Annotated in this window: 23 protein-coding genes; 10 read left to right on the forward strand and 13 right to left on the reverse strand. The window is 71.1% G+C overall.

The genetic code is table 11. The features are described 5' to 3' along the window. The first annotated feature begins 15 nt into the window (after window positions 1-15). The 6 genes from RAB71_RS13880 (at window position 16) to RAB71_RS13905 (ending at window position 10,030) form a co-directional block, all read left to right on the forward strand. Complete coding sequence (locus RAB71_RS13880; RefSeq protein WP_010343949.1) at window positions 16-1,524, forward strand: CoA-acylating methylmalonate-semialdehyde dehydrogenase; 1,509 nt, start codon at window positions 16-18, stop codon at window positions 1,522-1,524. A gap of 236 nt (window positions 1,525-1,760) precedes the next feature. Continuing rightward, complete coding sequence (locus RAB71_RS13885) at window positions 1,761-2,075, forward strand: EthD family reductase (protein ID WP_010343950.1); 315 nt, start codon at window positions 1,761-1,763, stop codon at window positions 2,073-2,075. A 163-nt stretch (window positions 2,076-2,238) separates the two neighbouring features. Beyond that, window positions 2,239-3,090, forward strand: a complete 852-nt coding sequence (locus tag RAB71_RS13890) for a hypothetical protein (RefSeq protein ID WP_010343951.1) — start codon at window positions 2,239-2,241, stop codon at window positions 3,088-3,090. A gap of 261 nt (window positions 3,091-3,351) precedes the next feature. Beyond that, complete coding sequence (locus RAB71_RS13895) at window positions 3,352-4,593, forward strand: DUF445 domain-containing protein (RefSeq protein ID WP_010343952.1); 1,242 nt, start codon at window positions 3,352-3,354, stop codon at window positions 4,591-4,593. A 296-nt stretch (window positions 4,594-4,889) separates the two neighbouring features. Next, on the forward strand, window positions 4,890-8,966 hold the full coding sequence (locus RAB71_RS13900) for a CHASE domain-containing protein (RefSeq protein ID WP_052471000.1): 4,077 nt from the start codon (window positions 4,890-4,892) through the stop codon (window positions 8,964-8,966). 20 nt (window positions 8,967-8,986) lie between these two features. After that, the gene (locus RAB71_RS13905) at window positions 8,987-10,030 is read left to right on the forward strand and encodes a two-component system response regulator (protein WP_010343955.1); all 1,044 of its coding nucleotides are present in this window, start codon (window positions 8,987-8,989) and stop codon (window positions 10,028-10,030) included. Between the two features lie 226 nt (window positions 10,031-10,256). Here RAB71_RS13905 and rlmKL read toward each other — a convergent pair whose 3' ends face one another. The 5 genes from rlmKL to RAB71_RS13930 all read right to left on the reverse strand — a co-directional run bounded on the left by rlmKL (window position 10,257) and on the right by RAB71_RS13930 (window position 16,053). Continuing rightward, on the reverse strand, window positions 10,257-12,431 hold the full coding sequence (gene rlmKL / locus RAB71_RS13910) for a bifunctional 23S rRNA (guanine(2069)-N(7))-methyltransferase RlmK/23S rRNA (guanine(2445)-N(2))-methyltransferase RlmL (RefSeq protein WP_010343956.1): 2,175 nt from the start codon (window positions 12,429-12,431) through the stop codon (window positions 10,257-10,259). A gap of 308 nt (window positions 12,432-12,739) precedes the next feature. Then, window positions 12,740-14,353: an ABC-F family ATP-binding cassette domain-containing protein gene (locus RAB71_RS13915; protein WP_010343957.1), complete on the reverse strand. Its 1,614-nt coding sequence runs from the start codon at window positions 14,351-14,353 to the stop codon at window positions 12,740-12,742. Between the two features lie 166 nt (window positions 14,354-14,519). Continuing rightward, window positions 14,520-15,023, reverse strand: a complete 504-nt coding sequence (locus RAB71_RS13920; protein ID WP_010343958.1) for a GNAT family N-acetyltransferase — start codon at window positions 15,021-15,023, stop codon at window positions 14,520-14,522. Window positions 15,024-15,037: 14 nt separating this feature from the next. After that, window positions 15,038-15,565: an alpha/beta fold hydrolase gene (locus tag RAB71_RS13925; RefSeq protein ID WP_010343959.1), complete on the reverse strand. Its 528-nt coding sequence runs from the start codon at window positions 15,563-15,565 to the stop codon at window positions 15,038-15,040. Then, window positions 15,562-16,053: an MOSC domain-containing protein gene (locus tag RAB71_RS13930; protein ID WP_010343960.1), complete on the reverse strand. Its 492-nt coding sequence runs from the start codon at window positions 16,051-16,053 to the stop codon at window positions 15,562-15,564. Before RAB71_RS13930 ends, RAB71_RS13925 begins: the two co-directional genes overlap by 4 nt. A 22-nt stretch (window positions 16,054-16,075) precedes the next feature. On the opposite strand from RAB71_RS13930, the gene RAB71_RS13935 reads away from it, so the two are divergent. Next, window positions 16,076-16,666, forward strand: coding sequence for an N-acetylmuramoyl-L-alanine amidase (locus RAB71_RS13935; RefSeq protein ID WP_010343961.1), 591 nt, complete (start codon window positions 16,076-16,078; stop codon window positions 16,664-16,666). Window positions 16,667-16,765: 99 nt separating this feature from the next. Here the strand turns inward: RAB71_RS13935 and RAB71_RS13940 are convergent, their stop codons facing one another. From RAB71_RS13940 to RAB71_RS13955, 4 genes are all read right to left on the reverse strand, one after another. After that, window positions 16,766-17,701 carry a DUF1684 domain-containing protein gene (locus RAB71_RS13940; RefSeq protein WP_029562238.1) on the reverse strand — a complete coding sequence of 312 codons (936 nt, stop codon included), beginning with the start codon at window positions 17,699-17,701 and terminating at the stop codon, window positions 16,766-16,768. Between the two features lie 53 nt (window positions 17,702-17,754). After that, window positions 17,755-18,636 (reverse strand): sulfurtransferase, encoded by an 882-nt coding sequence (locus RAB71_RS13945; protein ID WP_010343963.1) that lies wholly within the window; start codon window positions 18,634-18,636, stop codon window positions 17,755-17,757. After that, the gene (locus RAB71_RS13950) at window positions 18,633-19,433 is read right to left on the reverse strand and encodes a DUF1289 domain-containing protein (protein WP_010343964.1); all 801 of its coding nucleotides are present in this window, start codon (window positions 19,431-19,433) and stop codon (window positions 18,633-18,635) included. Before RAB71_RS13950 ends, RAB71_RS13945 begins: the two co-directional genes overlap by 4 nt. Before the next feature lie 113 nt (window positions 19,434-19,546). Beyond that, entirely contained in the window at window positions 19,547-20,248 is a 702-nt protein-coding gene (locus RAB71_RS13955; protein ID WP_010343966.1) for an FKBP-type peptidyl-prolyl cis-trans isomerase, read from the reverse strand. A gap of 160 nt (window positions 20,249-20,408) precedes the next feature. Here RAB71_RS13955 and RAB71_RS13960 point away from each other — a divergent pair, with 160 nt between their 5' ends. From RAB71_RS13960 to nth, 3 genes are read left to right on the forward strand one after another with little or no spacing between them, the layout of a single operon-like run. After that, window positions 20,409-21,191 carry an enoyl-CoA hydratase/isomerase family protein gene (locus RAB71_RS13960; protein WP_010343967.1) on the forward strand — a complete coding sequence of 261 codons (783 nt, stop codon included), beginning with the start codon at window positions 20,409-20,411 and terminating at the stop codon, window positions 21,189-21,191. Between the two features lie 11 nt (window positions 21,192-21,202). Then, on the forward strand, window positions 21,203-21,595 hold the full coding sequence (locus RAB71_RS13965) for a hypothetical protein (RefSeq protein ID WP_010343968.1): 393 nt from the start codon (window positions 21,203-21,205) through the stop codon (window positions 21,593-21,595). After that, on the forward strand, window positions 21,592-22,281 hold the full coding sequence (nth, locus tag RAB71_RS13970) for an endonuclease III (protein ID WP_010343969.1): 690 nt from the start codon (window positions 21,592-21,594) through the stop codon (window positions 22,279-22,281). The genes RAB71_RS13965 and nth overlap by 4 nt, the downstream gene beginning before the upstream one ends. 273 nt (window positions 22,282-22,554) lie before the next feature. On the opposite strand, the gene RAB71_RS13975 is transcribed toward nth, so the two are convergent. The 4 genes from RAB71_RS13975 to RAB71_RS13990 form a co-directional block, all read right to left on the reverse strand. After that, the gene (locus RAB71_RS13975) at window positions 22,555-24,120 is read right to left on the reverse strand and encodes a SulP family inorganic anion transporter (RefSeq protein ID WP_040902236.1); all 1,566 of its coding nucleotides are present in this window, start codon (window positions 24,118-24,120) and stop codon (window positions 22,555-22,557) included. Between the two features lie 19 nt (window positions 24,121-24,139). After that, window positions 24,140-24,829 carry a carbonic anhydrase gene (locus RAB71_RS13980; protein ID WP_010343971.1) on the reverse strand — a complete coding sequence of 230 codons (690 nt, stop codon included), beginning with the start codon at window positions 24,827-24,829 and terminating at the stop codon, window positions 24,140-24,142. Window positions 24,830-24,934: 105 nt separating this feature from the next. Then, complete coding sequence (locus RAB71_RS13985) at window positions 24,935-25,252, reverse strand: hypothetical protein (protein WP_040902238.1); 318 nt, start codon at window positions 25,250-25,252, stop codon at window positions 24,935-24,937. Between the two features lie 197 nt (window positions 25,253-25,449). Continuing rightward, complete coding sequence (locus tag RAB71_RS13990) at window positions 25,450-26,700, reverse strand: porin (protein ID WP_010343973.1); 1,251 nt, start codon at window positions 26,698-26,700, stop codon at window positions 25,450-25,452. Window positions 26,701-26,780 lie beyond the last annotated feature (80 nt).

Raw genomic sequence — 26,780 nt, forward strand, 5'->3', positions numbered from 1 at the left:
CAAGGACCGAACACGATGGGCGAGATCCTGTCCCACTACATCGATGGCCAGCCCGTCGCGTTCCGGGGCGACGAACACGCCGAGGTCTTCGACCCGGCGACAGGCGCCGTCCAGCGCCACGTGCCGCTGGGCGCCGCGCATGCGGTGGAGATGGCGGTGCGCGCCGCCAGTACCGCTTTTCCCGGCTGGGCGGCGACGCCGCCGCTGCAGCGCGCGCGGGTGCTGTTCCGCTTCCGCGAGCTGCTGGAACGCCATGCCGACGCCCTGGCCCGCTGCATCAGCGCCGAGCACGGCAAGACCGTCACCGATGCGCGCGGCGAAGTGGTGCGCGGCATGGAGGTGGTGGAGTTCGCCTGCGGCATCCCGCACCTGCTCAAGGGCGAGCATTCGCACGACGTCGGTCGCGGCGTGGATGCGTGGAGCGAGTACGCACCGCTGGGCGTGGTCGCCGGCGTCACCCCATTCAACTTCCCGGCGATGGTGCCGCTGTGGATGCTGCCGGTGGCATTGGCCTGCGGCAACAGCTTCGTGCTCAAGCCCTCCGAACACGCGCCGTCGGCGTCGCTGCATCTGGCCGAATGGCTGCACGAGGCCGGCTTGCCGGCCGGGGTGTGCAATGTGGTGCACGGCGCCAAGCCGGCGGTGGATGCGCTGCTGACGCACCCGCAGGTGCAGGCGCTGAGCTTCGTCGGCTCCACCACGGTGGCGGCCGACCTGTACGCGCGCGGCAGTGCGCTGGGCAAGCGCGTGCAGGCACTGGGCGGGGCCAAGAACCATCTGGTGGTGCTGCCGGATGCCGACCTGGACGACGTCGCCGACGCCCTGCTCGGCGCCGGCTACGGCTCGGCCGGCGAACGCTGCATGGCGATCTCGGTGGCGGTGTGCGTGGGCGATGCGCTGGCCGACGCGCTGGTGGCCAAACTGGCGCCGCGCGTGGCCGCGCTGCGCCTGGGCCCCGGCCAGGCCGACGCCGGCCGCGACGAGCCGGACATGGGCCCGCTGGTGAGCGCAGCGCACCGCGAGCGCGTGCTCGGCTACATCCACAGCGGCGTGGCCGAGGGCGCACGCCTGGTGGTCGACGGCCGCCCGGCGGGCGCGGCCGGCCACCCGGACGGCTTCTTCCTCGGCGGCAGCCTGTTCGACCACGTGCGCAGCGACATGCGCATCTACCGCGAGGAGATCTTCGGCCCGGTGCTGTGCGTGGTGCGGGTGGCCGACGCCGCCGCTGCGCTGCGCCTGATCGCCGACCACGACTACGGCAACGGCGCGGCGGTGTTCACCCGCGACGGCTGCGCGGCGCGTGCGTTCGCACGGCAGGTGCAGGCCGGCATGGTCGGCATCAACGTGCCGATCCCGGTGCCGATGGCCTTCCACAGCTTCGGCGGCTGGAAGCGCTCGCTGTTCGGGCCACTGCACGTGCATGGCCCGGACGGGGTGCGCTTCTACACCCGGCTCAAGACCGTCACCGCACGCTGGCCCGAGGCCGCGGGCGGCGCCGAGTTCGCGATGCCGACGATGCGGTAGAGGGGAATGGAGAATCGGGAATAGGGAATCGCAAAAGCATCCCGGCGCGCACCGGTCGACGGGCAGGCGCATCCCTTGCTGTTGCTGTTGCTGTTGCTGTTGCCATTCCCCATTCCCGACTCCCCATTCCCGACCAAGCGCCCGCCGCAGCGCAACACGCGCCGGCCTTACCCGGGTGTAGCCTTGCGCCACCCCGGCACCCGGCCGGGGTCCGCCGCCGCCACAGGAGCCGCTCCATGATCAAGGTCAGCGTGATGTACCCGTACACGCCAGGCGCCCGTTTCGACCATGCCTACTACCGCGATACGCACATGCCGCTGCTGCAGGCGCGCATGGGCGCCGCCTGCCTGCGCTACACCGTGGACAGGGGCCTGTCCGGCGGCACCCCGGGCAGCGACCCGACCTACGTCGGCATGTGCCACATCTTCAGCGACTCGGTGGAGGCCTTCCAAGCCGGCTTCGGCCCGCACGCGGAGGAGATCCTCGGCGACATCAAGAACTACACCGACCTGACGCCGGTGATGCAGATCAGTGAGGTGGTGGTGGGGTAAGGCTCGCTGCGCGAGCCGGGATTGGGGATTCGGGAGTAGGGATTCGGACAGCGCGCGGCAGCGTCGGACAGGCAGCTCGACGCTCTTGCGAATCCCGAATCCCCAATCCCCAATCCCTGCCCTCTACAATGCCGCCCCCGTCGCCACGCCGCACCGCCCGTTGATGAACATCGTTGTCAAAGAAGACCTCAAGGCCTATATCGATCCGCTGACCGCCGACGAATACGCCGCCCTGGAACGCAGCCTGCTGGCCGAGGGCTGCCGCGACGCGCTGGTGTTGTGGGGCGACATCCTGGTCGACGGGCACAACCGCTACGGCATCTGCCAGAAGCACGGGTTGCCGTTCCAGACCGTGCAGAACACCCGCTTCCAGTCGCTGCAGGACGTGCACCTGTGGATGATCGACCAGCACCTGGGCCGGCGCAGCGTCTCCGACTTCCAGCGCGGCGTGCTGGCGCTGCGCAAGCGCGAGATCCTCGCCGAGCGGCGCGCCAGCGCGGCCGCCGTGGATGCTCCCGCGGCCGACGCCACTGACCCGGATGCGGCTGCCGAGGCCGCCAACGACACCGACACGCCGCCCTGGGCCGACGCACCGGCACCGCTCAGCCGCGCCGAACTGGCGCGCGTGGCGCGGCTCAGCAACAGCCAGGTGGTGCAGATCGAGAAGATCCAGAAGCAGGCCGCCGCCGAGGTGGTGGAAGCGGTCAAGTCCGGTGCGATCTCGATCAACGCCGCCGCGGCGGTGGCCAGCCTGCCCGAAGAGGAACAGCGCGCCGCGGCCATGGCCGGCAAGGACGAACTGAAGCAGGCCGCCAAGCGCGCCCGCGAGTCCAAGCGCAAGCCGAAGCAGACCCAAGCGGCCGATACCGATGCCGACACCCACGCCGACGCGCAAGCGCAGGACGCCGCGGGCGACGCCACGATGGCGCTGCGTCAGCGCGTTGCCGAACTGGAAGCAGAGAACCAGGCGCTGCGCGAGGAACTGGCGGCACTGCGCGCGCAGCTGTCGGGCTGATCCACGCGCTGGCGTGCGCGGCCAATGCCGCGCGCCGACGTACGTATGCGTGTCGGGCCGGCGATGGCCCGCTGCCGTGCGTCGCAGTCCGGATTCCCTGGGCGTCCTGGCTGGCGTCGGGCACCGGCAAGCAGCGTCCGCCGCCGCTGCGGCCGCCGCGCATGCAACCGCGCTCACCGCGCACTGCGTAGACTCGGCCGCATGAGCGTGTCTCCCGGCCTTCCCCTGCCCCCCGATCCGCGCCGCGCACAGTTGCGGCGCATGAAGCTGCTGGCGGCGCTGTTGCTGCTGGCGATGCTGTGCGGCTTCCTGCTCAGCCATGCCATGGGCCTGCACGGCGTGTGGGCCTGGGTCGGCGCCTTCTGCGAAGCGGCCACGGTCGGTGCGCTGGCCGACTGGTTCGCGGTGGTGGCGCTGTTCCGGCACCCGCTGGGCCTGCCGATTCCACATACCGCGATCATCCCGCACGGCAAGGCGCGCATCGCCGACAGCCTGGCGGTGTTCGTGCGCGATCAGTTCCTGGAGCCGGCCGCGCTGCTGGCCAAGCTCAGCGCCTTCGATCCGGCGGCACGGCTGGGCCAGTGGCTGGCCGAACCGGCGCAGTCCGCACGGCTGGCCGACCTCGCCCGCGGCTGGGCGCTGCAGGCGCTGGATCTGCTCGACGAAGCGGCCGTGCGGCGTCGCATCCACGGCTTCGTGGTGGCGCGGCTGCGCGACTGGGACGCCGCCGCCACCGCCGGCGAGCTGCTCGGCCTGCTCACCGCCGACGGCCGCCACCATGCCCTGCTCGACGAAGCGCTGACCCGGCTCGGCCGGCACCTGGACGATGCCGCGGTCAAGCAGCGGGTGTCGGCGATGATCGTCAAGTACGCGCGCCGCGAGTGGCCCAAGCTGGTCGGCACCGTGGAGTGGGTGAAGCCGGTCGAGGGCATCGCGGACACCCTCGCCGAGCGCCTGGCGCATGCGCTGCTGGAGGAACTGCAGGAGGTGCTGTCGCAGCCGCAGCACCCGCTGCGCCAGGACTACGAGCGCTGGCTCGGCGGTTACGTGGAACGGCTGCGCACCGATCCGGCCACCGCCGACAAGGTGCAGGCGCTGAAGCAGCGGCTGATCGACCACCCCGGTGTGCAGGCGTACGTGCAGGGCCTGTGGGACCAGATCCATGCTGCGCTGCGCGAGGACCTGTCGCGCCAGGACGGTGCGCTGGTGCAGCATCTGCAGCGCGCGCTCGGCGCGCTCGGCCAGTCGCTGGCGCAGGATCCCGCCCTGCGCGAGGCGCTCAACCAGCACCTGCTCGGCGGCGCCGAGCGGCTGACCCAGCGCCTGCGCAGCGGCGTCACCGAGCACATCGCGCAGACCGTGAAGGGCTGGGACGAACGCCACCTGGTCGAGCAACTGGAACTGAGCGTGGGCCGCGACCTGCAGTACATCCGCTTCAACGGCACCCTGGTCGGCGGATTGATCGGGCTGGCGCTGCACGCTGCCGTCACGCTGCTTGGCTGAGCGTGGCTGGCAAGGATGCACTGCGCTGCGTGAGCGGCCGGCCCGCCGCCGACGCACCACGCCAGCCGGACGCCCCGCTTGGCGGACCGCGCGCTCGCGGCAGACCTGCCAGCCGCGCAGCAAGGTGTAGACACGCCTCGGCTCTTCGGCCTGGAGGGCTGGCGCGACCGCCGCGCCCGCGCTAGCGTTGAGGGACGACCCGCGGGACGTTCGCCACCACCGTGAACGCCGTCCCGCAACCAACCGGGGAAGCCGTGCCGCGTGCCGCTCGTGCGTTCGCCAAAGGAAGGGGGAGCATGTCGAATCAACGCCGGACACCCGTCGCCGGCCCTGCGCGTCTAGCGCGGCTCGCCGCCCTGGCCGTGCTGGCCGTCGGGCTGCTCGCCGCGCTGCTGATCGCGCACGGCGTGCAGCAGCGCAATCGCGCACAGGCACAGGCGCGCTTCGATCAACTGGCCTCGCACGTGGCCAGCGACCTGCGGCAACGCCTGGACATGTACGAGCACGGCCTGCGCGGCGCGCGCGGCGCGGTGATCGCCGCTGGCGGCGAGCACATCTCGCGCGAGCGTTTCGCCCGCTACAGCGCCTCGCGCGACTACCTGCGCGAGTTCCCCGGCGTGCGCGGCTTCGGCTACATCCAGCGGGTGCCGCGCGCGGACGAGGCGGCGTTCCTGCAGCAGGCCCACGCCGACGGCGCGCCGTCGCTGCGGATCGTCGAACTGGCCCCGCACGACGGCGACCGTTTCGTCATCGTCTATATCCAGCCGCTCCGATCCAACAACGCCGCCGAGGGCTTCGACATCGCCTCCGAGCCGGCTCGGCGGGCCGCGGCGATCGCCGCGGCGCGCTCCGGTGCGCCCACCATCACCGCGCCGATCCGCCTGGTGCAGACGCCGGGGCTGGGCCAGGGCGGTTTCCTGCTGCTGTTGCCGGTGTACCGGGAAGGCATGCCGCTGCAGACCCCGGAGCAGCGCTGGCAGGCCACCACCGGCTGGGCCTATGCACCGCTGAACATCGCCGAGGTGCTGGCCTCCTCCGACGATCACAGCAACGAGCTGCGCCTGCGCCTGGCCGACAGCCAGAACCCGGCACAGCCGTTCTACCGCGACGACGCCACGCCGATCCTGGCCGGCGGGCCGGCCGCCGAGCGCACTCTCCAGGTCTACGGACGCCAGTGGCGGATCGGGGTGCACGCCACGCCGGGCTTCGTGCGCTCGCTGGATCAAATCTCCCCGCTGCTCGCCGGCGGCTTGGCCGCCGGCATCGCGCTGCTGCTGGCCGCGCTGCTGTACGTGTTCCTGACCAGCCTGCGCCGCCGCGACCTGATCCTCAGCGAGCAGAGCCAACTGGCCGCGCTGGTCGCCGGCACCAGCGAGGCGATCGTCGCCGAAGACCTGCACGGCCGGGTGACCCACTGGAACCCGGCAGCCATGCGCATCTTCGGCTACACCCCGGAGCAGGCCATCGGCCAGCCGCTGCAGCAGTTGCTGGGCACGCAGATCCGCGATCCGGCCAATGGCGGCGACGGCGTGCGCGAACTGCGCCACCGCGACGGCCATGCGGTCAGCGTGCTGGCCAGCGTCTCGCCGATCGTCGGCACCGGCGGCGGCACCATCGGCCATTCGCACCTGCTGCACGACGTCACCGAGCAGGTGCGCGCGCAGGCGCGGGTGCTGGAACTCAATGCCACGCTCGAACAGCAGGTGGCCGAGCGCACCAGCGAACTGGTCACCTATTCGGCGCTGCAGCGCGCGATCCTGGCCAATGCCGGCTACGCGATCGTCGCCACCGACCCGGACGGCGTCATCACCCTGTTCAACCCGGCCGCCGAGACCCTGCTCGGCTACGCCGCGCACGAACTGATCGGACGCAAGGCCACCGGCCTGTTCCTGGATCCGGAGCAACTGGCCGCGCGTGCCGAACGCATGGCCACGCAGTCGGGCATGCCGGTGCAGCCCTCGTTCGAATCGGTGGCGGCGCTGTCCACATTGGGACGCAGCGATACCCGCGAATGGACATACCTGAGCAAGGACGGCCATGCCTTCCCGGTGTTGCTCACCCTGAGCACGCTGCGCGACGACGACGACCGGGTGATCGGCTATCTCGGCATCGCCGTCGACCTGACCGAGCAGAAGCGCCACGAGCGCGAGCTGCGCCTGGCCATCGACGCGGCCGAAACCGCCAACCAATCCAAGAGCGATTTCCTGGCCAACATGAGCCACGAGATCCGCACGCCGATGAACGCGATCCTGGGCATGCTGTACCTGCTGCGGCACAGCGCCCTGTCGCAGGCGGCGCAGGACATGATCCAGAAGATCGAGCTGTCGGCACGCAACCTGCTGGAGATCATCAACGACATCCTCGACTTCTCCAAGATCGAGTCCGGGCGCATCGACCTGGAATCGGCGCCGTTCGACCTCAACGAACTGCTGGAGAACATCGCCGCGCTGATGACCTCGGCGACCAGCGCCAAGCCGGTGGAGATGATCGTCGAGCCGCTGCCGCCGGGCTGCCGCTGGCTGCAAGGCGACGCGCTGCGCCTGAACCAGGTGCTGATCAACCTGGTGGGCAATGCCATCAAGTTCACCGAACAGGGCGAGGTGGTGCTGTCGGTGCGCGCCTTCCCTGGCGCCGAACCCGGCAAGCTCAAGCTGCTGTTCTCGGTGCGCGACACCGGCATCGGCATCGCGCGCGAGAAGCAGAGCCTGATCTTCTCGCCGTTCCTGCAGGCCGACACCTCCACCAGCCGCCGCTACGGCGGCAGCGGCCTGGGCCTGACCATCAGCCGGCGCCTGGTGGAGCTGATGGGCGGGCAACTGGAAGTGCAGAGCGCCCCCGGCCAGGGCAGCGATTTCTACTTCGTCATTCCGTTCGCGGTGGCGCCGGCACCGGCCGACGACGACGCACCGGCACAGGCGCGACGGGTGCTGATCGCCGACGACCACGAGCTGGTGCGGCGCAGCCTGACCGACATCGCCAACGGGTTCGGCTGGCAGGTGGAAGCGGTGTCCAGCGGCACTGCCGCCTTGGCCGCGGCCGCGCCGGAACGCGACGAGTTCGACGTGATCCTGCTGGACTGGCGCATGCCCGACCTGGACGGACTGAGCGTGGCCCAGCGCATTCGCGCGCAATCGGCGCCGGACCGGCAGCCGATCATCGTCATGGTCACCGCCTACGAACGGCGCATGATCCAGGAGCAGCAGCCCGGCGTGGCCGACGTGGATGCGGTGATGACCAAGCCGGTCACCGCTTCGGCCCTGCAGCGCACCATCGCCATGCTGCTGGCGCGCCGCAACGGCGAGCTGCCCGCGGCAGCGCCCGGCGACAGCGTCGCGCGCCTGGCCGGGGCCCGCTTGCTGGTGGTCGACGACAGCGACATCAATCGCGAGGTCGCGCAGCGCATCCTCGAAGGCGAAGGCGCGGTGGTCGACCTGGCGCAGGACGGCGCCCAGGCACTGCAGCGGCTACGGCGCGATCCCGGCCGTTTCCACGTGGTACTGATGGACGTGCAGATGCCGACCATGGACGGCTACGAAGCCACCCGGCAACTGCGCGCCGACCCGGAGTTGGCCAACGTGCCGGTGATCGCCCTCACCGCCGGCGCCTATCGCCAGCAGCAGGAAATGGCGCTGTCCAGCGGCATGAACGATTTCATCGCCAAACCGTTCCAGGTCGAGGACCTGATCGCGATCATCCGCCGCTATCTGCCGCCGAACCTGGCCGCGCTGCCGCTGCTGCCGCTGGCGCTGCCACCGTCGGTGCTGCCGTCGGACGACTGGCCGGTCAGCGATCCGGCGTTGCTCGATACCGTCCAGGCGCAGCGGCTCTGGGGCGAGCGCGATCCGTACCGGCGCTATCTGCTGAAGCTGTTGCAGGAATATCCCGACCCGGCGGCGAGCGTGCGCGCCCTGCTGGACGCGCAGCGACCGGGCGAAGCGGTCTCGCTGGCGCACAAGTTGCGCGGCTCGGCCGGATCGCTGGCATTGCCGGCATTGAGCGTCGCCAGCGCCGCCCTCGAGGAACGCTTGAGCACGGCGCCAGCGGAGGCCGCGGGGGAGATCGCGGCGCTGGCCGCGGCGATGGCCGACACCGCCGCCGAAGTGCTGCGCTTCGCCGACGCCACCCAGATCGCCACGGCGCCTGCGGCGGCAACCGACGCAGCGGTGGACCCGGCGACATTGCAGGCGTCCTGGTACCAGGTGCTGCAGGTGCTGGACAGCGACGATCCGGACCGCATCGACCACACGCTGCGGCAACTGGCCGCCGTCCTGCCGGCGGCGCACACCGCCGAACTGCAGCAGTTGCTGGAGAATTTTTCCTTCCGTGAGGCCGAGGCCAAGGTCAGGCAATGGCTGGCCGAGGCAACCGACTGAGCGCGTAACGAGACACCACCATGACCCAGCCGTGCATTCTCTGTGTCGACGACGAACCCAGCAACCTGGCGCTGATCCGGCAGTTGCTGCGCGAGGACTATGCGCTGGTGTTCGCAAAGAACGGCGCCGAAGCGCTGCGCGGGGTGGCCAAGCATCGCCCGGCGCTGATCCTGCTCGACGTCGACCTGCCCGACGTCGACGGCTACACCCTGGCCCGCACGCTCAAGCAAGATGCGCGCAGCGCGGCGATCCCGATCATCTTCGTCACCGGCAAGGACAAGGACGCCGACGAGAGCATCGGCTTCGACGCCGGCGGCGTCGACTACATCACCAAGCCGTATTCGCCGAGCATTCTGCGCGCGCGGGTGCGCACCCACCTGTCGCTGGTCAGCGCCGCCAGCCTCGCCGACAGCCACCGCGCCGCGATCGAGATGCTGGGCATGGCCGGCCACTACAGCGACTCGGACACCGGCACCCATATCTGGCGCATGGCCGCCTACGCCCGCGCGCTGGCGCTGGCCGCGGGCTGGTCGCGCGAGGACGCCGACCTGCTGGAACAGGCCGCGCCGATGCACGACACCGGCAAGATCGGCATCCCCGATGCGGTGCTGAAAAAGCCCGGGCCGCTGGATGCGGACGAGTGGCAGGTGATGAAGCGGCACCCGCGGATCGGCTACGACATCCTCAGCCGCAGCAGCGCGCCACTGTTCCGCCTCGCCGCCGAGGTGTCCCTGTACCACCACGAGCACTGGGACGGCGGCGGCTACCCGGCCGGCGTGTCGGGCACGCAGATTCCCGAATCGGCGCGGATCGTGGCAGTGGCCGACGTGTTCGATGCCCTCACCTCGCCGCGCCCGTACAAGGCGCCGTGGACGCTGGAGCAGGCGATGGAACTGTTCCGCGACAAGTCCGGCAGCCAGTTCGAGCCACGCCTGGTCGCGTTGTTCGAGGCGATCCTGCCGCAGATCCTGCAGATCCAGGCGTACTGGAACGAACGCGAGGGCGAGGACGACCCGCCGCCGCGCGGCAAGGCGCAGGCCGCGTTGCGGCAGCACGGCGGCTGATACACGCCCCTCTCCCCCGGGAGAGGGGTTGGGGTGAGGGGATGACGCGAAGCGACGCGCAGAGATTGAGGACACGAGGCTTCGCCCGTCCCCTCGCCCGCCCCTTCGGGGCACCCTCTCCCGGATGGAGAAGGAACAGCGCACTACGCGCCGCGATGGGCGTTACCGGTAACGCCCATCGCGGCTGAAGCCGCTCCTACAGAAAAGCACACGAAGCGCCGCGCGCTCAGCGCCGCTGCAGACGCCAGGCGCGATGGATGCGCGGGTTGCGCTCGAAATCCGGATCGATGGTCTGCGCGCTGATCTCCTCGCACACCGCGAACTCGGCCAGCGCGTTCTCGTCCAGCTTGAAGCGGCGGAAGTTGTTGGAGAAGTACAGTACGCCCTCGGGCATCAACCGCGCCACCGCCGCGCGCAACAGCCGCACGTGCTCGCGCTGGATATCGAAATCCTCGGCGCGCGCGGAGTTGGAGAAGGTCGGCGGGTCGCAGAAGATCACGTCGTAGCGGTTCTTCTCCGCCTCCAGCCAGCTCAGCGCGTCGGCCTGCACCAGCCGGTGCTGGGCGCCGCCCTTGCCGTTGAACGCGAGGTTGTCGGCGCACCACTGCAGGTAGGTACCGGACAGGTCCACGCTGGTGGTGGAATCGGCGCCGGCCACCGCCGCCTGCACGCTGGCCACGCCGGTGTAGCAGAACAGGTTGAGGAAGCGCTTGCCGCGCGCCTGCTGCGCCATCACCCCGCGCAGCGGGCGGTGATCGAGGAACAGCCCGGTATCCAGATAATCGAACAGGTTCACCCGCAGAAGCGCATCGTGCTCGCGCACCACCAGGAACTCGCCGCGCTGCTCGAAGCGGCCGTACTTGCTGCCGCCCTTGCCGCGCTCGCGGGTCTTCAGCGCCACCTGTTCGGCCGGCACCGCGAACACCTCGCGCGCGGCCGCCAGCAGTTCGTTGCGACGGCGCCGCACGTCCGCGTCGGGAATGCTGTCCGGCGCCGCGTACTCCTGCACGTGCAGGAAGGTGCGCGCCTGGCCGCCGTCCTCCTGGTACACGTCGATCGCCGCCGCGTACTCGGGCAGGTCGGCGTCGTAGGCGCGGTAGCAACTGATCCCCGCCCGCGCGCGCCAGGTCTTGAACTTGCGCAGATTCTTGCGCAGGCGATTGGCCACCATCTGCGCACCGTCGCTGAGCGCGCGCGGCTCCTCGGTGGCGCCGGCGCGCGGCGCGACCGCGATCGGGTCGCAGACGATCAACGGGCACTCCAGCGCGCCGTTGAACATCTGGTACTTCTTGGCCGCACGCAGGCCGGTGGCATAGGCCAGTTCGTCGCTGCCGCACAGCAGGCTGGCGCGCCACTGCGGCACCGCGCGCTTGAGCGCATCGCCCAGGCGCCGGTACAGCGCCGCGTCGGCGGCCAGGCGCTCATCGTAGGGCGGGTTGCACACCACCGTGCCCAACGCCTGCGCCGGCGCAGGCAACGCGGCGACGTCGTGCACGGCGAAGGCGATCGCCTCGGCCACGCCGGCGGCCTGCGCGTTCTCGCGCGCCGCGCGCAGCGCATGCGGGTCAAGGTCGCTGCCGTACAGCACCGGGCGCAATGCGGCGCGGCCGGTCTGGGCCCGCTGCCGCGCCTCGGCCAGCAGCGTGCGCCAGGCCGCCACGTCGAACCCCAGCCAGCGGCTCGGCGTGGCGTCGGCATCGGTGTCGCCGCGCTGCTGCGCCGCCAGCTCGCCGCGCAGCAGGCCCGGCGCGACATCGGCGGCCATCAGCGCGCCTTCGATCAGCAGCGTGCCGCTGCCGCACATCGGATCCAGCAGCCCGCCCCCCTGCGCATACAGCGCCGGCCACTGCCCGCGCAGCAGCACCGCCGCGGCCAGGTTCTCCTTCAGCGGCGCCTCGTTCTGCGCCTGGCGCCAGCCGCGCCGGTGCAGCGAGCCGCCGCCCAGGTCCACCGACAGCGTGGCGCGGCCCTTGCGCAGCGACAGGTTCAAGCGCAGGTCCGGGTGCTCCACATCCACTGACGGCCGCTCCAGTCCCTCGCCGCGCAGCGTGTCCACCACCGCGTCCTTGACCCGCTGCGCGGCGAAGCGCGCGTGGGTGATGCCGGTGCCGGACACATGCGCGTCCACCGCCAGGGTGTGCTGCGGCGCCAGATGGCTGCGCCACGGCAGCGCGGCCACGCCGGCGTACAGCGCCGCCTCGTCGGGGCAGTCGAAGGACTGCAACGGCCACAGCACGCGGCTGGCCAGGCGCGACCACAGCACCGCGCGCTGCGCGTCCTGCAGGCTGCCTTCGGCATTGACCCCGGCGACGGTGGCGGTGGCCTTGGCCACGCCGAGCGCGAGCAGTTCATCGACGAGCAGGTATTCCAGGCCCTTGGCGCAGGAGACGAAGAATTTCACGGAAGGCGGACCACAAGGGACAGGAAAGGGCGCCACGGGCACGACGGCCGCAGGGGCCATCCAAGGCACACGACAGACTGCGGGCGGTTGCGCAGCGCCTGCGACGGCATGGCGCGTCGCGGAGGCGCGCGACAGGACGCCCACGCACGCCATCGAAACGCGGCGCAGAATAGCACAGCGGCTCCGGCCGCCCCGGCCGCGCCAAGACGACGACCGATGAGCGCGCGCCCCGACGAGCACGGTCGCCCCCTGCCCCGCCCGCCACGCTCGCCCTCCATGGCCGACCACGACAACGGCGCCGTATCCGCTCACCACGGCGTCAGCCGCCACGCCTCGGCGTCGGCCTGCAAGCGCTGCTGCAGGCGCAATGCGTCGAGAAAGTCCGCATCGTGCGACACCACCAGCAGCGCGCCGGGATACTGCAGCAGCACGGCGCGCAAGGCGTCGCGGGCCTCGCGGTCCAGGTGGTTGTCCGGCTCGTCCAGCAACAGCAGTTCGGCCGGCGGCGTGCGGTAGAAGGCACAGGCCAGCGCGGTCTTCAGCCGCTCGCCGCCGCTGAGCTGGGCGCAGGGTACGCCGATGCGCTGCGCGTCCAGGCCGAGCAGGGCCAGCCGCGTGCGCAAGTCGGCGAGCGCGATGCCGGGCGCGGCGGCCTGCACCTGCGCCAGCGCGGTGGCGTCCGGGTCCAGCGCCGCCAACGACTGGTCCAGGTAGGCGCTGGCGGCGCGCACCCGGCAGGTGCCGGACAGCGCCGCTACCTGCCCGGCCAGCAGCCGCAGCAGGGTCGACTTGCCGCTGCCGTTGGCCCCGACCACGCCGATGCGTGTGCCACCCTGCACCACCAGGTCCAGCGGCTGCCGCGTCGCCGGCGCGAACGGCAGCCGCACTGCCTGCAGCTCGACCAGGCGACGGCTGGCCGCCTCGGCCGACGGCGGCGCGAACAGCGCCACCGGCGCGTCCGGCTGCACATGGCGCGCGGCCTCGGCGATGCGTGCCAGGCTGCGCGCCTGGGTGGCCTGATGGTCGCGCACGCGCTTGCCGGCGCTGTCCTGGCTGCGCTGTTTCTGCCGGCCGAGCAGGATCGGCGCCTGATTGGCCGCGCCGGCCTGCTGCCGCCCGCGCGCACTGCGCCGTTGCTGCCGGTCGTGCTGCGCCTGCCAGGCGGCGTTGTCGCGCGCGTGCTGCAGCTTGTACTGGGCCAGTTCGGCCTGCGCGGCGTCGCGCTCGCGTGCCCGGCACTGCAGGTAGAACGCGTAGTCGCCGCCGTAGTCGCGCAGCCCGCCGGGCGACAGTTCCAGCGTGCGCTGCATGTCCTGCAGCAGCAGCGCATCGTGGCTGATCACCAGCAGGCCGCCCGGCCAGCGCTGCAGCGCCTCGCGCAGGCGCTGCCGCTGCGCCGCGTCCAGGTGCAGGGTCGGCTCGTCCAGGATCAGCGCATCGGCCTCGGCCAGCCAGGCGCCGATCAGCGCCACCCGCATCGCCTCGCCGCCGCTGAGCGTGGTGGCCAGGCGGTGCGGCTCCAGCGCGCCCAGGTCGTGCGCGTGCAGTTGTGCCTGCAGGCGCTGGGCGATGTCCCAGCGCTCGCCGAGCGTGTCGAAATCCGCCGCGTCGGCGCTGCCGGCCTCGATCCGCGCCAACGCCCGCAACGCCGCGCCCACCCCAGCCAGATCGGCGACGGTGGCGTGCGGCGCCGGCGCGATCTGCTGCGGCAAGTAATGCAGGCGACCGTGGCGCACGCAGCGCCCGGCGCTGGGTGTCAGTTCGCCGGCGAGCAGGCGCGCGAACATGCTCTTGCCGACGCCATTGCGGCCCACCAGGCCGGTAGGCCGCGCATCGAGCGCGAAGTGCAGATCGGAAAACAGGGTCCTGCCACCGGGCAGGAGGTACGTCGCGCCGTCCAGCGCAAGCAGCGGATGCGTCATGGGAACCTCCATGGATGCCGGTCGTGCCCGCCGATCGCTCGGCAGGAAGGACAAAGGCCGTCGCGAAGACGGCGGCATCAATGGCGCATCGGCGTAGATCCTCGATGAAGGGGCGGGACGATGCTAGCGCATCCGACCCGCGCCGGGCGAGATCGCGCCGCGCGGCTCAGGGTGCGGACAGGAAGGCCGGGTGGTATTCCACCTCGGCCATCGGCGGCAGACGCTCGCCGAAGGCCAGCGCCTGGAAGGCCTCGACCGGCGCGCCCGGCAGGGTCAACCCCGGTTCCGGGCGGAACCCGAAGCGCGCGTAATACGCCGGATCGCCCAGCACCACGCAGCCGGCAGCGCCCAGCGCCTGCAACTGCGCCAGCGCCTCGCGCACCAGCCGCGCACCCAGGCCCTGGCGCTGGTGGCCCGGCCCCACCGACAGCGGGCCCAGGCCATACCAGCCGCGGCTGCCGTCGGACAGGCTCACCGGCGACACCGCGACGTGGCCGACCACATAGCCCTCGTGCTCGATCACCAGCGACAGGGTCAGCGCGTCGTCCGCGCGCAGCCGTTCGATGATGTCCTGCTCGTCGTGGCGGCTGTGCGCGACGCGGAAGAAGGCGACCAGGGTCAGCGCCTCGATCGCTGCCGCGTCGGCCGGCCGCTCGGCGCGCAACAGCATGGCGTCGGCTGCGCTCACAGGCGCTCCAGCAGCTCGGCGAAGGCCTGCGCCGAGGTCGCCACGTGCTCGCCCAGGCGATGCGTGTCGTCGACCAGCAGCAGCCGCGCCGCGCGCGCCTGCGCCCAGGCGATCACCTCGGCGGCGGGGATCAGTTCGTCGCGCCAGGCGTGCACCACCGAGGTCGGCACCGGCGCCGCGTCCAGCGCCGGCATGTGCCCCATCCGCGTCGGCGGCACCATCAGGAACAGGCCGCGCACCGGCACGTGCAGCGACACCTGCGCGGCGATGTAGGCGCCGAGGCTGGACCCGGCCAGCACCAGCGGCCCGCGCTGCGCCGCCGCCTGTGCCAGTTCCAGCAGGCGCTGCAGGCGCGTCGGCACGTCGCCGAGCGGGCTGATGTCGCGGCGCGCGTCCAGGTCGGTGTAGTCCGGGCGCGAGTGGCTCCAGCCCAGGCGCTCCGCGACCTCGGCCAGCGCGGTCACCTTGATCGCGTCCGGCCCGCTCTCGAAGCCGTGCGACAGAATGCAGTGACCGCGGCTCACAGCGCCACCACCGCATCGCCGAGGCGCAGCGTGCCGCCCTGCACGATGCGCGCGCACAGGCCGCCGTGGCCACGCATGGCGTTGTAGCCGCCCGGGCCCAGCGCCTGCTCCATGCGCGAGCACGGATCGCATGGCGCGATGCCTTCCAGTTCGACCTCGCCGATGCGGAAGCGGCGCCCCTTCAGGGCGATCAGCGGAATGCCGGAGACCACCACGTTGCGCCGCAGGGTCGCCGGCGCCACCGCAGCATGGCCGGCCAGCGCGGCGATCGCCGGCAGGTGTTCGGCCTGGATCAGGGTCACGCCGCGCTTGCCGTTGCGGCCGGCGTAGCGGTCGCCGTGCAGGCCGCCCTCGGTCTGCGCGGTGGCGGCGTCGACTTCGTGCATCGGCACGTCGCGCGCCGGGCGCAGGCCGATCCATTCCACGCGTCCGGCGCGCGGCAGTGTGGCCAGCAGAGTCGCCAGCGGGCTTTCGGAATTCAGGGTCATCGGCGAATGCTAGCATCCGCGCATGTCGCCCACCTCGCCGTTGCCGATCCACGATGCGCCCCTGCCCTACGTCGGCCTGCTGCAGGAGCGTGCGCCGGACAGCATCACGCTGGCGGTGATCCACTGCACCGAGTTGCCGGACCTGGCCAGCGCGCGCCTGTACGGCGAGCGTGTGCTGTATCCATCGGGTACCGGCAACAGCGGCCACTTCTACATCGACCGCGACGGCAGCGTGCATCGCTACGTGCCCGCGGAGCGCATCGCGCATCACGTGCGCGGCTACAACCCGCAGTCGCTGGGCATCGAACTGGTCAACCGCGGGCGCTATCCGCTGTGGCTGGATTCGCGCCACCAGGCGATGCCCGAAGACTACCCCCCGGCGCAGATCCAGGCCCTGATCCGCTTGCTGCAGCAGTTGCGCGCGGAGTTGCCGCAGCTGCGCCACATCGCCGGACACGAGGCGCTGGACCGCAGCCTGGAACCGGCCAGCGACGATCCGACGCGGCAGGTGCAGCGCAAGCTGGATCCGGGACCGCGCTTCCCCTGGCCGCAAGTACTGGAGGCGGTGGCGCTGGCGCCGTATGCGCCGCCCGCTGATCAAGCCTTGTCGTAGGAGCGGCTTCAGCCGCGGCCGGGCATTGCCGATCGCATCGGGTCGCGGCCGATCCCGCAAAGCGACCGAGAACCAACCCAACAAGAGTGCCGCACGCGCTCAATGCGCGCCGACGTAGTTCTTCTCGCCGGCGGTCACCGGCACGTCCAGGCGATTGCCCACCGGCGCCAGCGGACACACCACGTGCGGGGTGAACGCGCACGGCGGGTTCTGCGCCAGGTTGAAGTCCAGCACGATGCGCTCGCCCTGCGGCGCCGGCACGAACAGATAACGAGCGCCGCCATAGCTCTCGCGGCCGCTGGTGCGGTCGGAGAACGGCAGGAACAGGCGCTGGCTGGCGCCGTCGCGCAGGACCTGCAGCTTGTAGCGCCGCCCCCGCAGCACGAACTCGGCGCTGCCGACCAGGGCCAGCGGCTGCGGCGTGCCGATCGAGGTGAGCAGCACCATCGCCTGCGGCGCCGGCACCGGATGCCAGTCGGCCACCACCCGCCACTGCGGATCGATCGGGAAGTAATCGATGCCGCGGAAGCGCGCGCGCGCCGGCGCCTGCGGATCGCGGAAGCGCCAGCCGAACAGGTTGCCGGTGCGCACCACGTAGAACTCCTGCGCCCCCAGCGCCAAGCGGGTCTGGGTGTCGTGCGCCGCGTCCGTCTCCAGGCGGCCACCGGCGAACGACTGGCCGTTCACCTGCACCGTCGCGTCCGCGGCGGGCTGGAAGTGCACGCCCTCCTGCAGATCCACCTGCAGCATGCCCAGATGCGCCGGGCCGGCCGGCAACTGAACGTCGTTGTCCGGTGCGCTGCCGACCCGGTGCACACCACTGTGCAACCGCCCGGAGCCGGTGAAACTCAACCAGCCCGACGGCGCGCGCAACGTCGCCAGGCGCTGCGCACGGTTGCGCTCCACCTCCTCGCGATAATGCGTGGCCGATTGCGCGCGCGGCGAGGCATCGGCGCCATCGGCCGACGTGCGTCGCTCGCCGCAGGACGCCAGGCCCAGCATCAACGCCAGCCCGCAGGCCTCACGCCAGCGCATGGTGCGGCCCCTGTCGCGCGCCATCGTGCATGCGTTCGGTGTGCGCCGCGGCCCTAGCCGACGGCGCGCGGCCGCGCCGGATCGGCGATCCAGCCGCTCCAGGAGCCGGCGTACACGCGCGCGCCGTGCAGGCCGGCATGCTCCAGCGCCAGCAGCAGATGGCAGGCGGTGACGCCGGAACCGCACATCAGCACCACCTCGCGTGGATCGCGCCCCTGCAGCAACGGCTCAAGTTCCGCGCGCAGTTCCTGCGCCGGGCGCAGGCGGCCGTCGCGCAGGTTCTGCGCCAGCGGCCGGTTGAGCGCGCCGGGCACGTGCCCGGGCAGCGGGTCGATCGGCTCCACCTCGCCACGGAAGCGTTCGCCGGGGCGCGCATCCAGCAACCAGCCCGGCGCCTCGTGCAGACGCGCGGCGACCTCCTCGGCAGAGACGATGCGCGCCGCATCGAACGCCTGCGGATACGGCGGCAGCGGCGACGGCGCGGAGGCCGCGTCGGTTTCCGGCAGGCCCAGCCGGCGCCATTCGGCCAGGCCGCCGTCGAGCACGGCGACCCGACGATGGCCGAGCAGGCCCAGCATCCACCACAACCGCGCCGCAGCCATGCTGCCGTCGCCGGCGTCGTAGACCACCACCTGGTGCTGCGGGCCGATGCCCCATTGCCCCAGGGTGCGGGCGAACGCGGCGTCGTCCGGCAACGGGTGCCGGCCCAGGCCGGGACGGCCGAGATCGGACAGATCGGCGTTCAGATCGGCGTAGACCGCGCCGGGCAGGTGCGACTGCGCATAGGCCGCGCGCGCCGCCGCTGCCGCGGCAGGATCGAGCAACGCCGCCGGCACGAACCGCGCATCGACCAGGCGCAGCGCGGGATCGCCGAGCGCGGCGGCCACTGCCGGCGCCTCGACCAGGGTGTGCCATTCGAGGGAAGTTGCGGTCATGCGGCTTGCTCCAGTCGGCGGCGCAGGTTGAGCAGGATCGCCGCGGTCGCGCCCCAGATCCGCTGGCCGGGCCAGCCGTACTCCAGCACCACGCGCGGGCGTCCGCGGTAATCGGTCTCGATGCTGCGCAGGTTGTCCGGCGCCATCAGGTAGGCCAGGGGCACTTCGAACACCTCGGCCACTTCGCCCGGATGCGGCTGCGGCACGAAGCGCGGATCGATCGCCGCGACCACCGGCATCACCCGGAAACCGCTGATGGTGACGAACGGATCCAGATAGCCCAACGGCTCGGCCTGGGACGCCGCCAGCGCGATCTCTTCCTCGCTCTCGCGCAGCGCCGCGGCCACCGCATCGGCGTCGCTGGCCTCGATGCGGCCACCGGGAAAACTGACCTGGCCACCGTGGTGACGCAGGCTGTCGGTGCGCCGGGTCAGCAGCACATGCGTGCCGTCGGCGCGCGGCACCAGGCCGGCCAGCACCGCCGCTTCCACCGGCGCGCCGTCCGGCAACAGATCCTGCAACTCGTGGTGATTCCAGCCTGGCCCCGTCGGCGGCTGCTGCAACGGATGCAGCGCGCGCAGCAGATGCGCGCGTTCGGCCAGGCGCTGCCCCGGCGACGGCGACCAGCCGCGGCCCGGCAGCACCTCGTCCATGTAGCGGCGGCGTTCGGCGTCGCTCATGCGGCGCCAGCCTGCGATTTCGTCGCCGTTGCGCAGGCAGCCCGTGCAATAGCCCTGCGCATCGAGACGGCAGATACCGATGCAGGGCGTGAGCGGGGCATGCGGAACGGGATCCATCGGATTCGACACCTTGCCAGCCTAGCGCGATTCGTCGGCGCCGTCGTCGCCTGCCCAAAAAAATTGCGCCGGCATCGCTGCCGGCGCAATCGTCGTGCACTGAACCAGCGTGCTTACTTGACGCTGACCAGCTTGATCTCGAACTGCACCGCCACGTTCGGCGGGAACGGCGTACGCGGGTCGGCACCGTAGGCCTTGTCCGGCGGCAGGGTCACTTCCCACTTGGAGCCGGCCGGCATCTGCAGCAGCGTGTCGCGCATGGCCTGCATCTCGACTTCGCTGACCTTGATCGCCGGGATCTGCTGAGCCGGACGCGCCTGCGCCGGGCGCTGGCCGAACGGGTACGGACCGGCCACTTCCAACTGCACCGTGCTGGCCTGGGTCGGCTTGGCGCCGGTGCCGGCCTCGATCACGCGGTACTGCACGCCGCTGGGCAGGGTCTGCACGCCAGCCTTGGCCTTGTTCTGAGCCATGAACTGGTCGCTCTTGGTCTTGTTCTCGGCAGCGGCCTTCTCGTAGTCGGCCTTGGCCTGCTGGGCGCGGGCCTGCTCGCGCTTCTGGAACGCTTCCACCGCCGGCTTCAGCTGGTCGGCGCTGACCGCCGGCTGCTTCTTGGCGTAGGCGTCCTGCAAGCCCTTCACCACCGCATTGATATCGAGCTGCTCGCCGCGGCCGGTGAGTTCGGCAAGGTTGTTGCCGTAGTCGTAGCCGAAGTAATAGCTCAGCTTGCCCTTCTCGGACGAGGTGTCCTGGGCGAACGCATTGCCGCTCAGGGCGAGGGCCGCGACAGCGACCGCAATAGAACGCAACTTCATCAAACAATTCTCCAGGGTGGTGGCACAGGGCGGCCCGTGCCGCCTGAGATGACGCGTTAGGATAGCCGCCGCGGCGCGGAACCGCTACCGACGACGCTGCTCTGACTGGTGCGGCCCGCCCAGAGTTCCCATTACTTTTTTTTAACAACCAGGAATGCACATGTCCGGCACGCCGGTCCTCGCCGATACCCAGGGTGCGATCCGCATCCTCACCGTGAATCGAGCCGACAAGCTCAACGCCTTGAATCGCCAGGTTTTGCAGGCGCTGGATGCGGCCTTCGCCGACGCCGCGAACGACCCGAAGATCCGCGTGGTGGTGCTGACCGGCGCCGGCGAGAAGGCCTTCGTGGCCGGCGCCGACATCGCCGAAATGAACGAACTGACACCGGTGCAGGGCCGCGATTTCTCGCAACTGGGCCAGCGCCTGATGCGCCGGATCGAGCGCATGCCCAAGCCGGTGCTGGCGATGGTCAACGGTTTCGCCCTCGGCGGCGGGCTGGAACTGGCGATGGCCTGCCACCTGCGCGTGGCCGCCGACGGCGCCCGCCTGGGCCAGCCGGAGATCAATCTCGGGCTGATCCCCGGCTTCGGCGGCACCCAGCGCCTGCTGCGGCTGGTCGGCCGCGCCGCGGCGCTGGAACTGTGCCTGCTCGGCGCGCCGATCGACGCGGCGCGCGCACTGCAGTTGGGCCTGGTCAACCGCGTGGTCGCCGCCGGCGACCTGCAGGCGACCACGCTGCAGTTGGCGCAGCAACTGGCCGATGCCGCGCCACTGGCGCTGCGCGGCATCCTCGACGCGATCCAGATCGGCGGCGAAAGCGCGATCGAGCAGGGACTGGAGTACGAGACCGCGCAATTCGGCCTGCTGTTCTCCAGCGACGACATGCGCGAAGGCACCCGCGCCTTCCTGGAGCGGCGCCCGCCGCAGTTCCGCAACCGCTGAGCCCGCGCACGATGTCGCACGCCCCCACTCCCGCCACGCCGCTGCAGTTGCTGCGCTGGATCCTGGACGACGATCTGGATGCCGCGATCGACGGCGGCCTGATGGACTACCGCGGCACCGATCCCGGCGACGACGCGCTGGACCCGGCGCATCCGCAGTTGCGCGCGCAATTGCTCGCCACGCAGCAACGCCTGCGCGACGCCTGGGCCGCGCGCGCACGCTATCGGGCGCGCACCGCGCGGCTGCAGCGTCGTGCCGCGGCGCGCCAGGCGCGGCGTGCGAGCGTTGCAGCGACCGCCAGCTGCGCGACCACGTCCGCACCCGGCACGCCGGCGCTGCCCGCCGCGGCGGCGGCGATCCTGGCCCGCGCCAAGGCCAAGGCGGCGCAGCGAGGCGACCGATGAGTGCGACCGCGAGCACGAGCGCAAGCACGCCTGCACGGCGCGGACGCCTGCTGAGCAAGGACGAGATCCACGAGTTGTTCTCGCGCCTGTCCGAACTCAATCCCAGCCCGACCACCGAGCTGGAATACAGCACCCCGTTCGAACTGCTGATCGCGGTGATCCTCTCGGCACAGGCCACCGACGTCGGCGTCAACAAGGCCACCCGTCGCCTGTATCCGGTGGCGAACACGCCCGCCGCGATCCTGGCGCTGGGCGAGGACGGGCTGAAGCGCTACATCTCCACCATCGGCCTGTTCAACGCCAAGGCCAAGAACGTCATCGCCACCTGCCGCATCCTGGTCGAGCAGCACGGCGGCGAGGTGCCGCGTGCGCGCGCCGCGCTGGAAGCGCTGCCCGGGGTCGGCCGCAAGACCGCCAACGTGGTGCTCAACACCGCGTTCGGCGAGCCGACCATGGCGGTGGACACGCACATCTTCCGTGTCGCCAATCGCACCGGGCTGGCTCCGGGCAAGGACGTGCGCGCGGTCGAAGACTCCCTGCTCAAGCGGGTGCCGGCGCAGTTCCTGCAGGACGCGCACCACTGGCTGATCCTGCACGGCCGCTACGTGTGCAAGGCGCGCAAGCCCGACTGCCCGCAGTGCGCGATCCGCGACCTGTGCCGGTACAAGGACAAGACGCCGGGTTGAGCGGCGTGCAGGATGGTCTTGAGCCTTGTCCGGCGCGAGCTTCTGGTCATCGGCCCCGGCAACGTACGACACGCGACGTCCGCCGCTGCGCCCGTCGCGGTGAAACCGCTCCTACACCTCCACCGAAGCGCTCGCTGGATGCAGCACTTTTAGGAGCGGCTTCAGCCGCGACAGTCTCCGCCGCCGACACTGCCTCGCCTGCGCGTCGCGGTTGAAACCGCTCCTACAGATCTTCGAATCGCTCACCGGAGGCACCGCCGGCCACGCCACCGACTACGCCGCACGCTGCCCTTCCACGCGCCTGTCCAGTTCCTTCCAGTCCACCACCAGCGCGCAGCCGCGGGCCGCGGCGTTGCGGCTCCAGTCGCGCAGCAGTTCCAGGCACGCGTGGTCGACATGGCGTAGCCGCGCCACGTCCAGGTGCAGCTCGGTATTCGGCGGCAGCCGCTCCAGGGTCCGCGCCATCGTCGGCACGCGCAGGAACGTGGCCGAGCCTTCCAGCGACAGGCGCAGCTTGCCGGCCCCCTCGCCCGCGCCCGCGTCGCCGGCATCTTCATGCGCATGCACCCCCACCGTCAGCCGCGACTGCTGCAGCGCCAGCCGCAACAGCGACAACGCAAAGCCGATCAGCACACCGGTCAGCAGGTCGGTGGCGACGATGGCGAAGGTCGTCGCCAGGTAGATGGCGGCGGTGCCGCGACCATAGGCGGCCAGTTCGCGCACCTGCCCCAGCTTGACCATCTTCAGCCCGGTATAAACTAGGATGCCGGCCAGGCACGCCACCGGCGTCATCCGCAGCAGCCATGGCAGCAACAGCGCGAACACCAGCAGCCACCCCGCGTGCAGCATGGTCGACACACGCGTCGCCGCGCCGGCCTGCACGTTGGCCGCGCTGCGCACGATCACCCCGGTCATCGGCAACGCGCCGAGCAAGCCGCACAGCATGTTGCCCACGCCCTGCGCGGCCAGCTCGCGGTCGTACTGGGTGCGCGGCCCCTGGTGCATGCGGTCCACCGCCGCCGCCGACAGCAGGGTCTCGGCGCTGGCGATGAAGGCGAAGGTGAGCGCCGACAGCAGCAGCGTGGCATCGAGCACGCCGAGCAGGTCGTCCAGGCTCGGCACGCGGATCGCCGAGAGCAGGTTGGCCGGCACGTCCACCTTGCGCACGTCCAGCGCCTGCACCTGCACCAGCGCGGTCATCGCCACCACCGCCAGCAAGGCGCCGGGCACGAAGCGCAGGCGCTGCGGGCGCAGCCGCTCCCACGCCAGCATGATCGCGATGGTGCCAAGGCCGACCAGCAGGGCGGCGCGGCCCACGCCGGCGTCCAGCGCGCGCCACAGCACCGCCGGCAACGCGGCGAAGTTCTCCAGGCCGCGTGCCTTCGGTGCGGCGTCCAGCAGCACGTGCACCTGCGAGGCGACGATCAGGATGCCGATGCCCGACAGCATGCCGGCGACCACCGCCGGCGAGGTCATGCGGAACCACACGCCGGCGCGGCACAGCCCGGCCAACAGTTGGATCGCGCCGGCCAGCAGGATCACCGGTCCCAGCGCCGCCACGCCGTGCGCGCGGACCAGTTCGAACACCAGCACCGCCAGTCCCGCCGCCGGTCCGCTGACCTGCAGCGGCGAGCCGGCGATCAACCCGACTACCAGGCCGCCGACGATGCCGGTGATCAGGCCGGCGGCGGGCGGCATGCCCGAGGCGATCGCGATGCCCATGCACAGCGGCAAGGCGACCAGGAAGACCACCACCGAGGCCAGCAGGTCGCGGCCGAAGGCGCCGCCGCGCAGGTAACGGGCCAGCGCGGAAGCGCCGGCCGGAGCGTGCTCTGTCATGGTGTGCATGGGCGGCTCCTCAGACGGCGACGTTGCGCAGGACCGGCGCCAGGCGCGGCGGCGGCGTGGCATCGGGCGGGCGCCGGCCGGCCTCCGGCAGCAGCGGCAGGAACCGCCCCTGCGCGGCGTCGAAGGCGCGGATCTCGCCATGGCCGATGTCGTAGATCCAGCCGTGGATGCGCAGCGCGCCGCGCGCCAACCGCGCCGCCACCACCGGCTGCGTGCGCAGGTGATCCAGTTGCGCCACCACGTTCTCCTCGGTCAGGCAGTGCAGCGCATCCTCGGCATGCGCGGCATGGCCGTGCTGCGCGGCGACCTGGCGCGCGCTGTCGGTGTGCTTGAGCCAGGCCGCCACGGTCGGCACGTCCTGCAGCGACGCGGGATTGAGCACGGCCTTCATCGCGCCGCAATCGGTATGGCCGCAGATCACGATGTGCTCGACCTGCAGCACCGCCACCGCGTACTCGATCGCCGCGACCACGCCGCTGACGTGCTGCGAGTACGGCGGCACCACGTTGCCGATGTTGCGGTAGACGAACAGCTCGCCGGGCTGCGCGGCGAACATCAGTTCCGGCATCACCCGCGAATCGGCGCAGGTGATGAACAGCGTGTGCGGGGTCTGGCCGGCGGCGAGTTGCCGGAACAGCCCGCGCTGGCGCGGATAGACCTCGTTGCGGAAATGGCGGAAACCGTCGAGCAGACGTTGCATGGGATATCTCCAGGCACGGGGGGAGAGAGGCCGCACCGCAATGGGTACGACGCAGACGCAAGCAGCAGAAGCGAGGGATCCGCACCGCCAGCGGCGATGCAGGCGTCAGGCCCGGGATGGAGGACGCAGCGCGGGGCGGCGATAGCTGCGGCAAGGCGCTGCCGGTGGCGTCGGCAGGACCGACTGGATCAGCAGGGTCGGCGGAAACAACGCGGATGCGACCGCGAGCGGTGCGTCGTGTGGATCGGGATCGGCGGCGGGCGCTTCCAGCGCGGGCGGGACCCCATCCAGGTCGGCGTCGACATCGCTGGCGCAGACGCTCGCGCACAGCGCCGCCGGTACCGCCGCCGCGGCCGATCCTGCACGGATCGCGGACAGCGCCAGCAACGCGGTCAACATCAACATGGACAGACGGGCGAGCATGCTTCGACAGTAGGAAGGCGCATCGGCGATGACAAGTGCTGCGCCGCACAATTCACTGCATCGTCCACGGCCGTCGACACGAACCGTGAAAGCCACCCCGGCACGGCGCCATCGCGTGGGCCTTGGCGATCACGCCGCAAAAAAAGAAAGGCGGCGCACTGCGCCGCCTTTCGTACACCGTGCGGAACGTCCGCGAATCAGAACGACAGGTCGCCCCAGACGCCGAATTCCTTGGTTTCCACGTCGGTCTTCTTGCTGGCGTTGTCCTGGTGCGTGTACTTGTACACGGTCGCCAGCTTCAGGTTCTTCAGCACCGGGAACTCGACGCCGACGTTCCAGTACTTGTCGGCCAGGGTCGGGTCGATGGTCTTGCTCAGGTCGGTCTTGTCGTAGCGGGCGAAGGCGTTGATGCCGCCGTCGGTCAGCGCCACGCTGCCCCACACCGACCAACCGCTGGACTTGTCGGTGGCCGCGGTCAGCACGTTGTTGAGGTTCTTGGCCTGGAAGTACTCGCCGCCCAGACGGAAGTTGGAATCGGCGTAGGCGACCATCGCATCGGCGCGGGTGTAGTCGTGCTGCGCGTCGAGGATGTCGGTTTCCTTGCCCAGCTTGCCCGAGTAGGCGCCGACGGCGATGGCCAGGTTCTGCATCGGCATGTAGGCCACGCGGCCTTCCACGTCCATGCCCTTGCCGCGGGTCGGGTTCTTGTAGCCGGCGCCGTTGACCACCGACATGGCGTAGTTGACCTGCGAGCCCAGGTCGCCAAAGGCGTGCAGGCCCCAGTCGGAGGAGTTGGCGTACTTCAGGCGGTCGGTCAGGGTGTTCTCGACGTAGCGGTAGCCGTAGTACTTCTCGACGAACGGCACCCACGGCATGTCGGCGGCACCGATGCGCAGCGCGAAGGCGTCGTCGAACTTGCCCTGCACGTAGGCCTTCTTGACGAACAGCTGGGTGTTGGACAGCGCCGAGCTGTACTGGAAGTCGGTGGTCAGGTTGGCCGACCAGATCTCGTTGAAGCTGTGGTCAACGGTCAGGTAGAAGCGCTTGACGTCCAGGCCGGTGCCGCTGGCGGCGGTCTTGGCGCCGCCGCTGGTGCGGTCGATGTTGGTCAGGTCGAAGAACATGCGGCCGCCGATCTTGTTGTCGTTGACCAGCTTGGCGAGCTTGTCGACCTTGGCGGCGCTGGCCTGCGCCGTTTCGGTCGCCTGGGCCTGCACGACATTCACTTCCGACTGCGCGTCGGACTGCGCCTGCAAGGCCTCCGACTGCGCCTGCAGCTGCTGGACCTGGGTCTGCAGCGCTTCGATCTGGGCCTGCAGCTGCTGCAACTGGGCAGCGCTGACGGCGGGCGGGTTGCTGCTGGCCTTGGCCTTCGCCGCGAACGCCTGCGGCGCGGCCGCCAGGCCGAGGCTGGCGAGGATCGCCGTGGCGAGAACATGAGAACGCATTAGGATGTCTCCGATGGGTGGTGGCAGGGTGGGATGGGTGCGGTGCGGCCCCAGTGCGACGGCCCGACCATTTGTAAAGA

The organism is Xanthomonas sacchari (genome assembly GCF_040529065.1).
In the GTDB taxonomy this organism is placed as follows: Bacteria; Pseudomonadota; Gammaproteobacteria; order Xanthomonadales; family Xanthomonadaceae; genus Xanthomonas_A; species Xanthomonas_A sacchari.

Coding starts and splice junctions, on each gene's coding strand:
- RAB71_RS13880 (WP_010343949.1), top strand. CDS start 16: ATGGGCGAGATCCTGTCCCACTACATCGATGGCCAGCCCGTCGCGTTC.
- RAB71_RS13885 (WP_010343950.1), top strand. CDS start 1,761: ATGATCAAGGTCAGCGTGATGTACCCGTACACGCCAGGCGCCCGTTTC.
- RAB71_RS13890 (WP_010343951.1), top strand. CDS start 2,239: ATGAACATCGTTGTCAAAGAAGACCTCAAGGCCTATATCGATCCGCTG.
- RAB71_RS13895 (WP_010343952.1), top strand. CDS start 3,352: ATGAAGCTGCTGGCGGCGCTGTTGCTGCTGGCGATGCTGTGCGGCTTC.
- RAB71_RS13900 (WP_052471000.1), top strand. CDS start 4,890: ATGTCGAATCAACGCCGGACACCCGTCGCCGGCCCTGCGCGTCTAGCG.
- RAB71_RS13905 (WP_010343955.1), top strand. CDS start 8,987: ATGACCCAGCCGTGCATTCTCTGTGTCGACGACGAACCCAGCAACCTG.
- RAB71_RS13915 (WP_010343957.1), bottom strand. CDS start 14,353: ATGACGCATCCGCTGCTTGCGCTGGACGGCGCGACGTACCTCCTGCCC.
- RAB71_RS13920 (WP_010343958.1), bottom strand. CDS start 15,023: ATGCTGTTGCGCGCCGAGCGGCCGGCCGACGCGGCAGCGATCGAGGCG.
- RAB71_RS13930 (WP_010343960.1), bottom strand. CDS start 16,053: ATGACCCTGAATTCCGAAAGCCCGCTGGCGACTCTGCTGGCCACACTG.
- RAB71_RS13935 (WP_010343961.1), top strand. CDS start 16,076: ATGTCGCCCACCTCGCCGTTGCCGATCCACGATGCGCCCCTGCCCTAC.
- RAB71_RS13940 (WP_029562238.1), bottom strand. CDS start 17,701: ATGCGCTGGCGTGAGGCCTGCGGGCTGGCGTTGATGCTGGGCCTGGCG.
- RAB71_RS13945 (WP_010343963.1), bottom strand. CDS start 18,636: ATGACCGCAACTTCCCTCGAATGGCACACCCTGGTCGAGGCGCCGGCA.
- RAB71_RS13950 (WP_010343964.1), bottom strand. CDS start 19,433: ATGGATCCCGTTCCGCATGCCCCGCTCACGCCCTGCATCGGTATCTGC.
- RAB71_RS13955 (WP_010343966.1), bottom strand. CDS start 20,248: ATGAAGTTGCGTTCTATTGCGGTCGCTGTCGCGGCCCTCGCCCTGAGC.
- RAB71_RS13960 (WP_010343967.1), top strand. CDS start 20,409: ATGTCCGGCACGCCGGTCCTCGCCGATACCCAGGGTGCGATCCGCATC.
- RAB71_RS13965 (WP_010343968.1), top strand. CDS start 21,203: ATGTCGCACGCCCCCACTCCCGCCACGCCGCTGCAGTTGCTGCGCTGG.
- nth (WP_010343969.1), top strand. CDS start 21,592: ATGAGTGCGACCGCGAGCACGAGCGCAAGCACGCCTGCACGGCGCGGA.
- RAB71_RS13975 (WP_040902236.1), bottom strand. CDS start 24,120: ATGACAGAGCACGCTCCGGCCGGCGCTTCCGCGCTGGCCCGTTACCTG.
- RAB71_RS13980 (WP_010343971.1), bottom strand. CDS start 24,829: ATGCAACGTCTGCTCGACGGTTTCCGCCATTTCCGCAACGAGGTCTAT.
- RAB71_RS13985 (WP_040902238.1), bottom strand. CDS start 25,252: ATGCTCGCCCGTCTGTCCATGTTGATGTTGACCGCGTTGCTGGCGCTG.
- RAB71_RS13990 (WP_010343973.1), bottom strand. CDS start 26,700: ATGCGTTCTCATGTTCTCGCCACGGCGATCCTCGCCAGCCTCGGCCTG.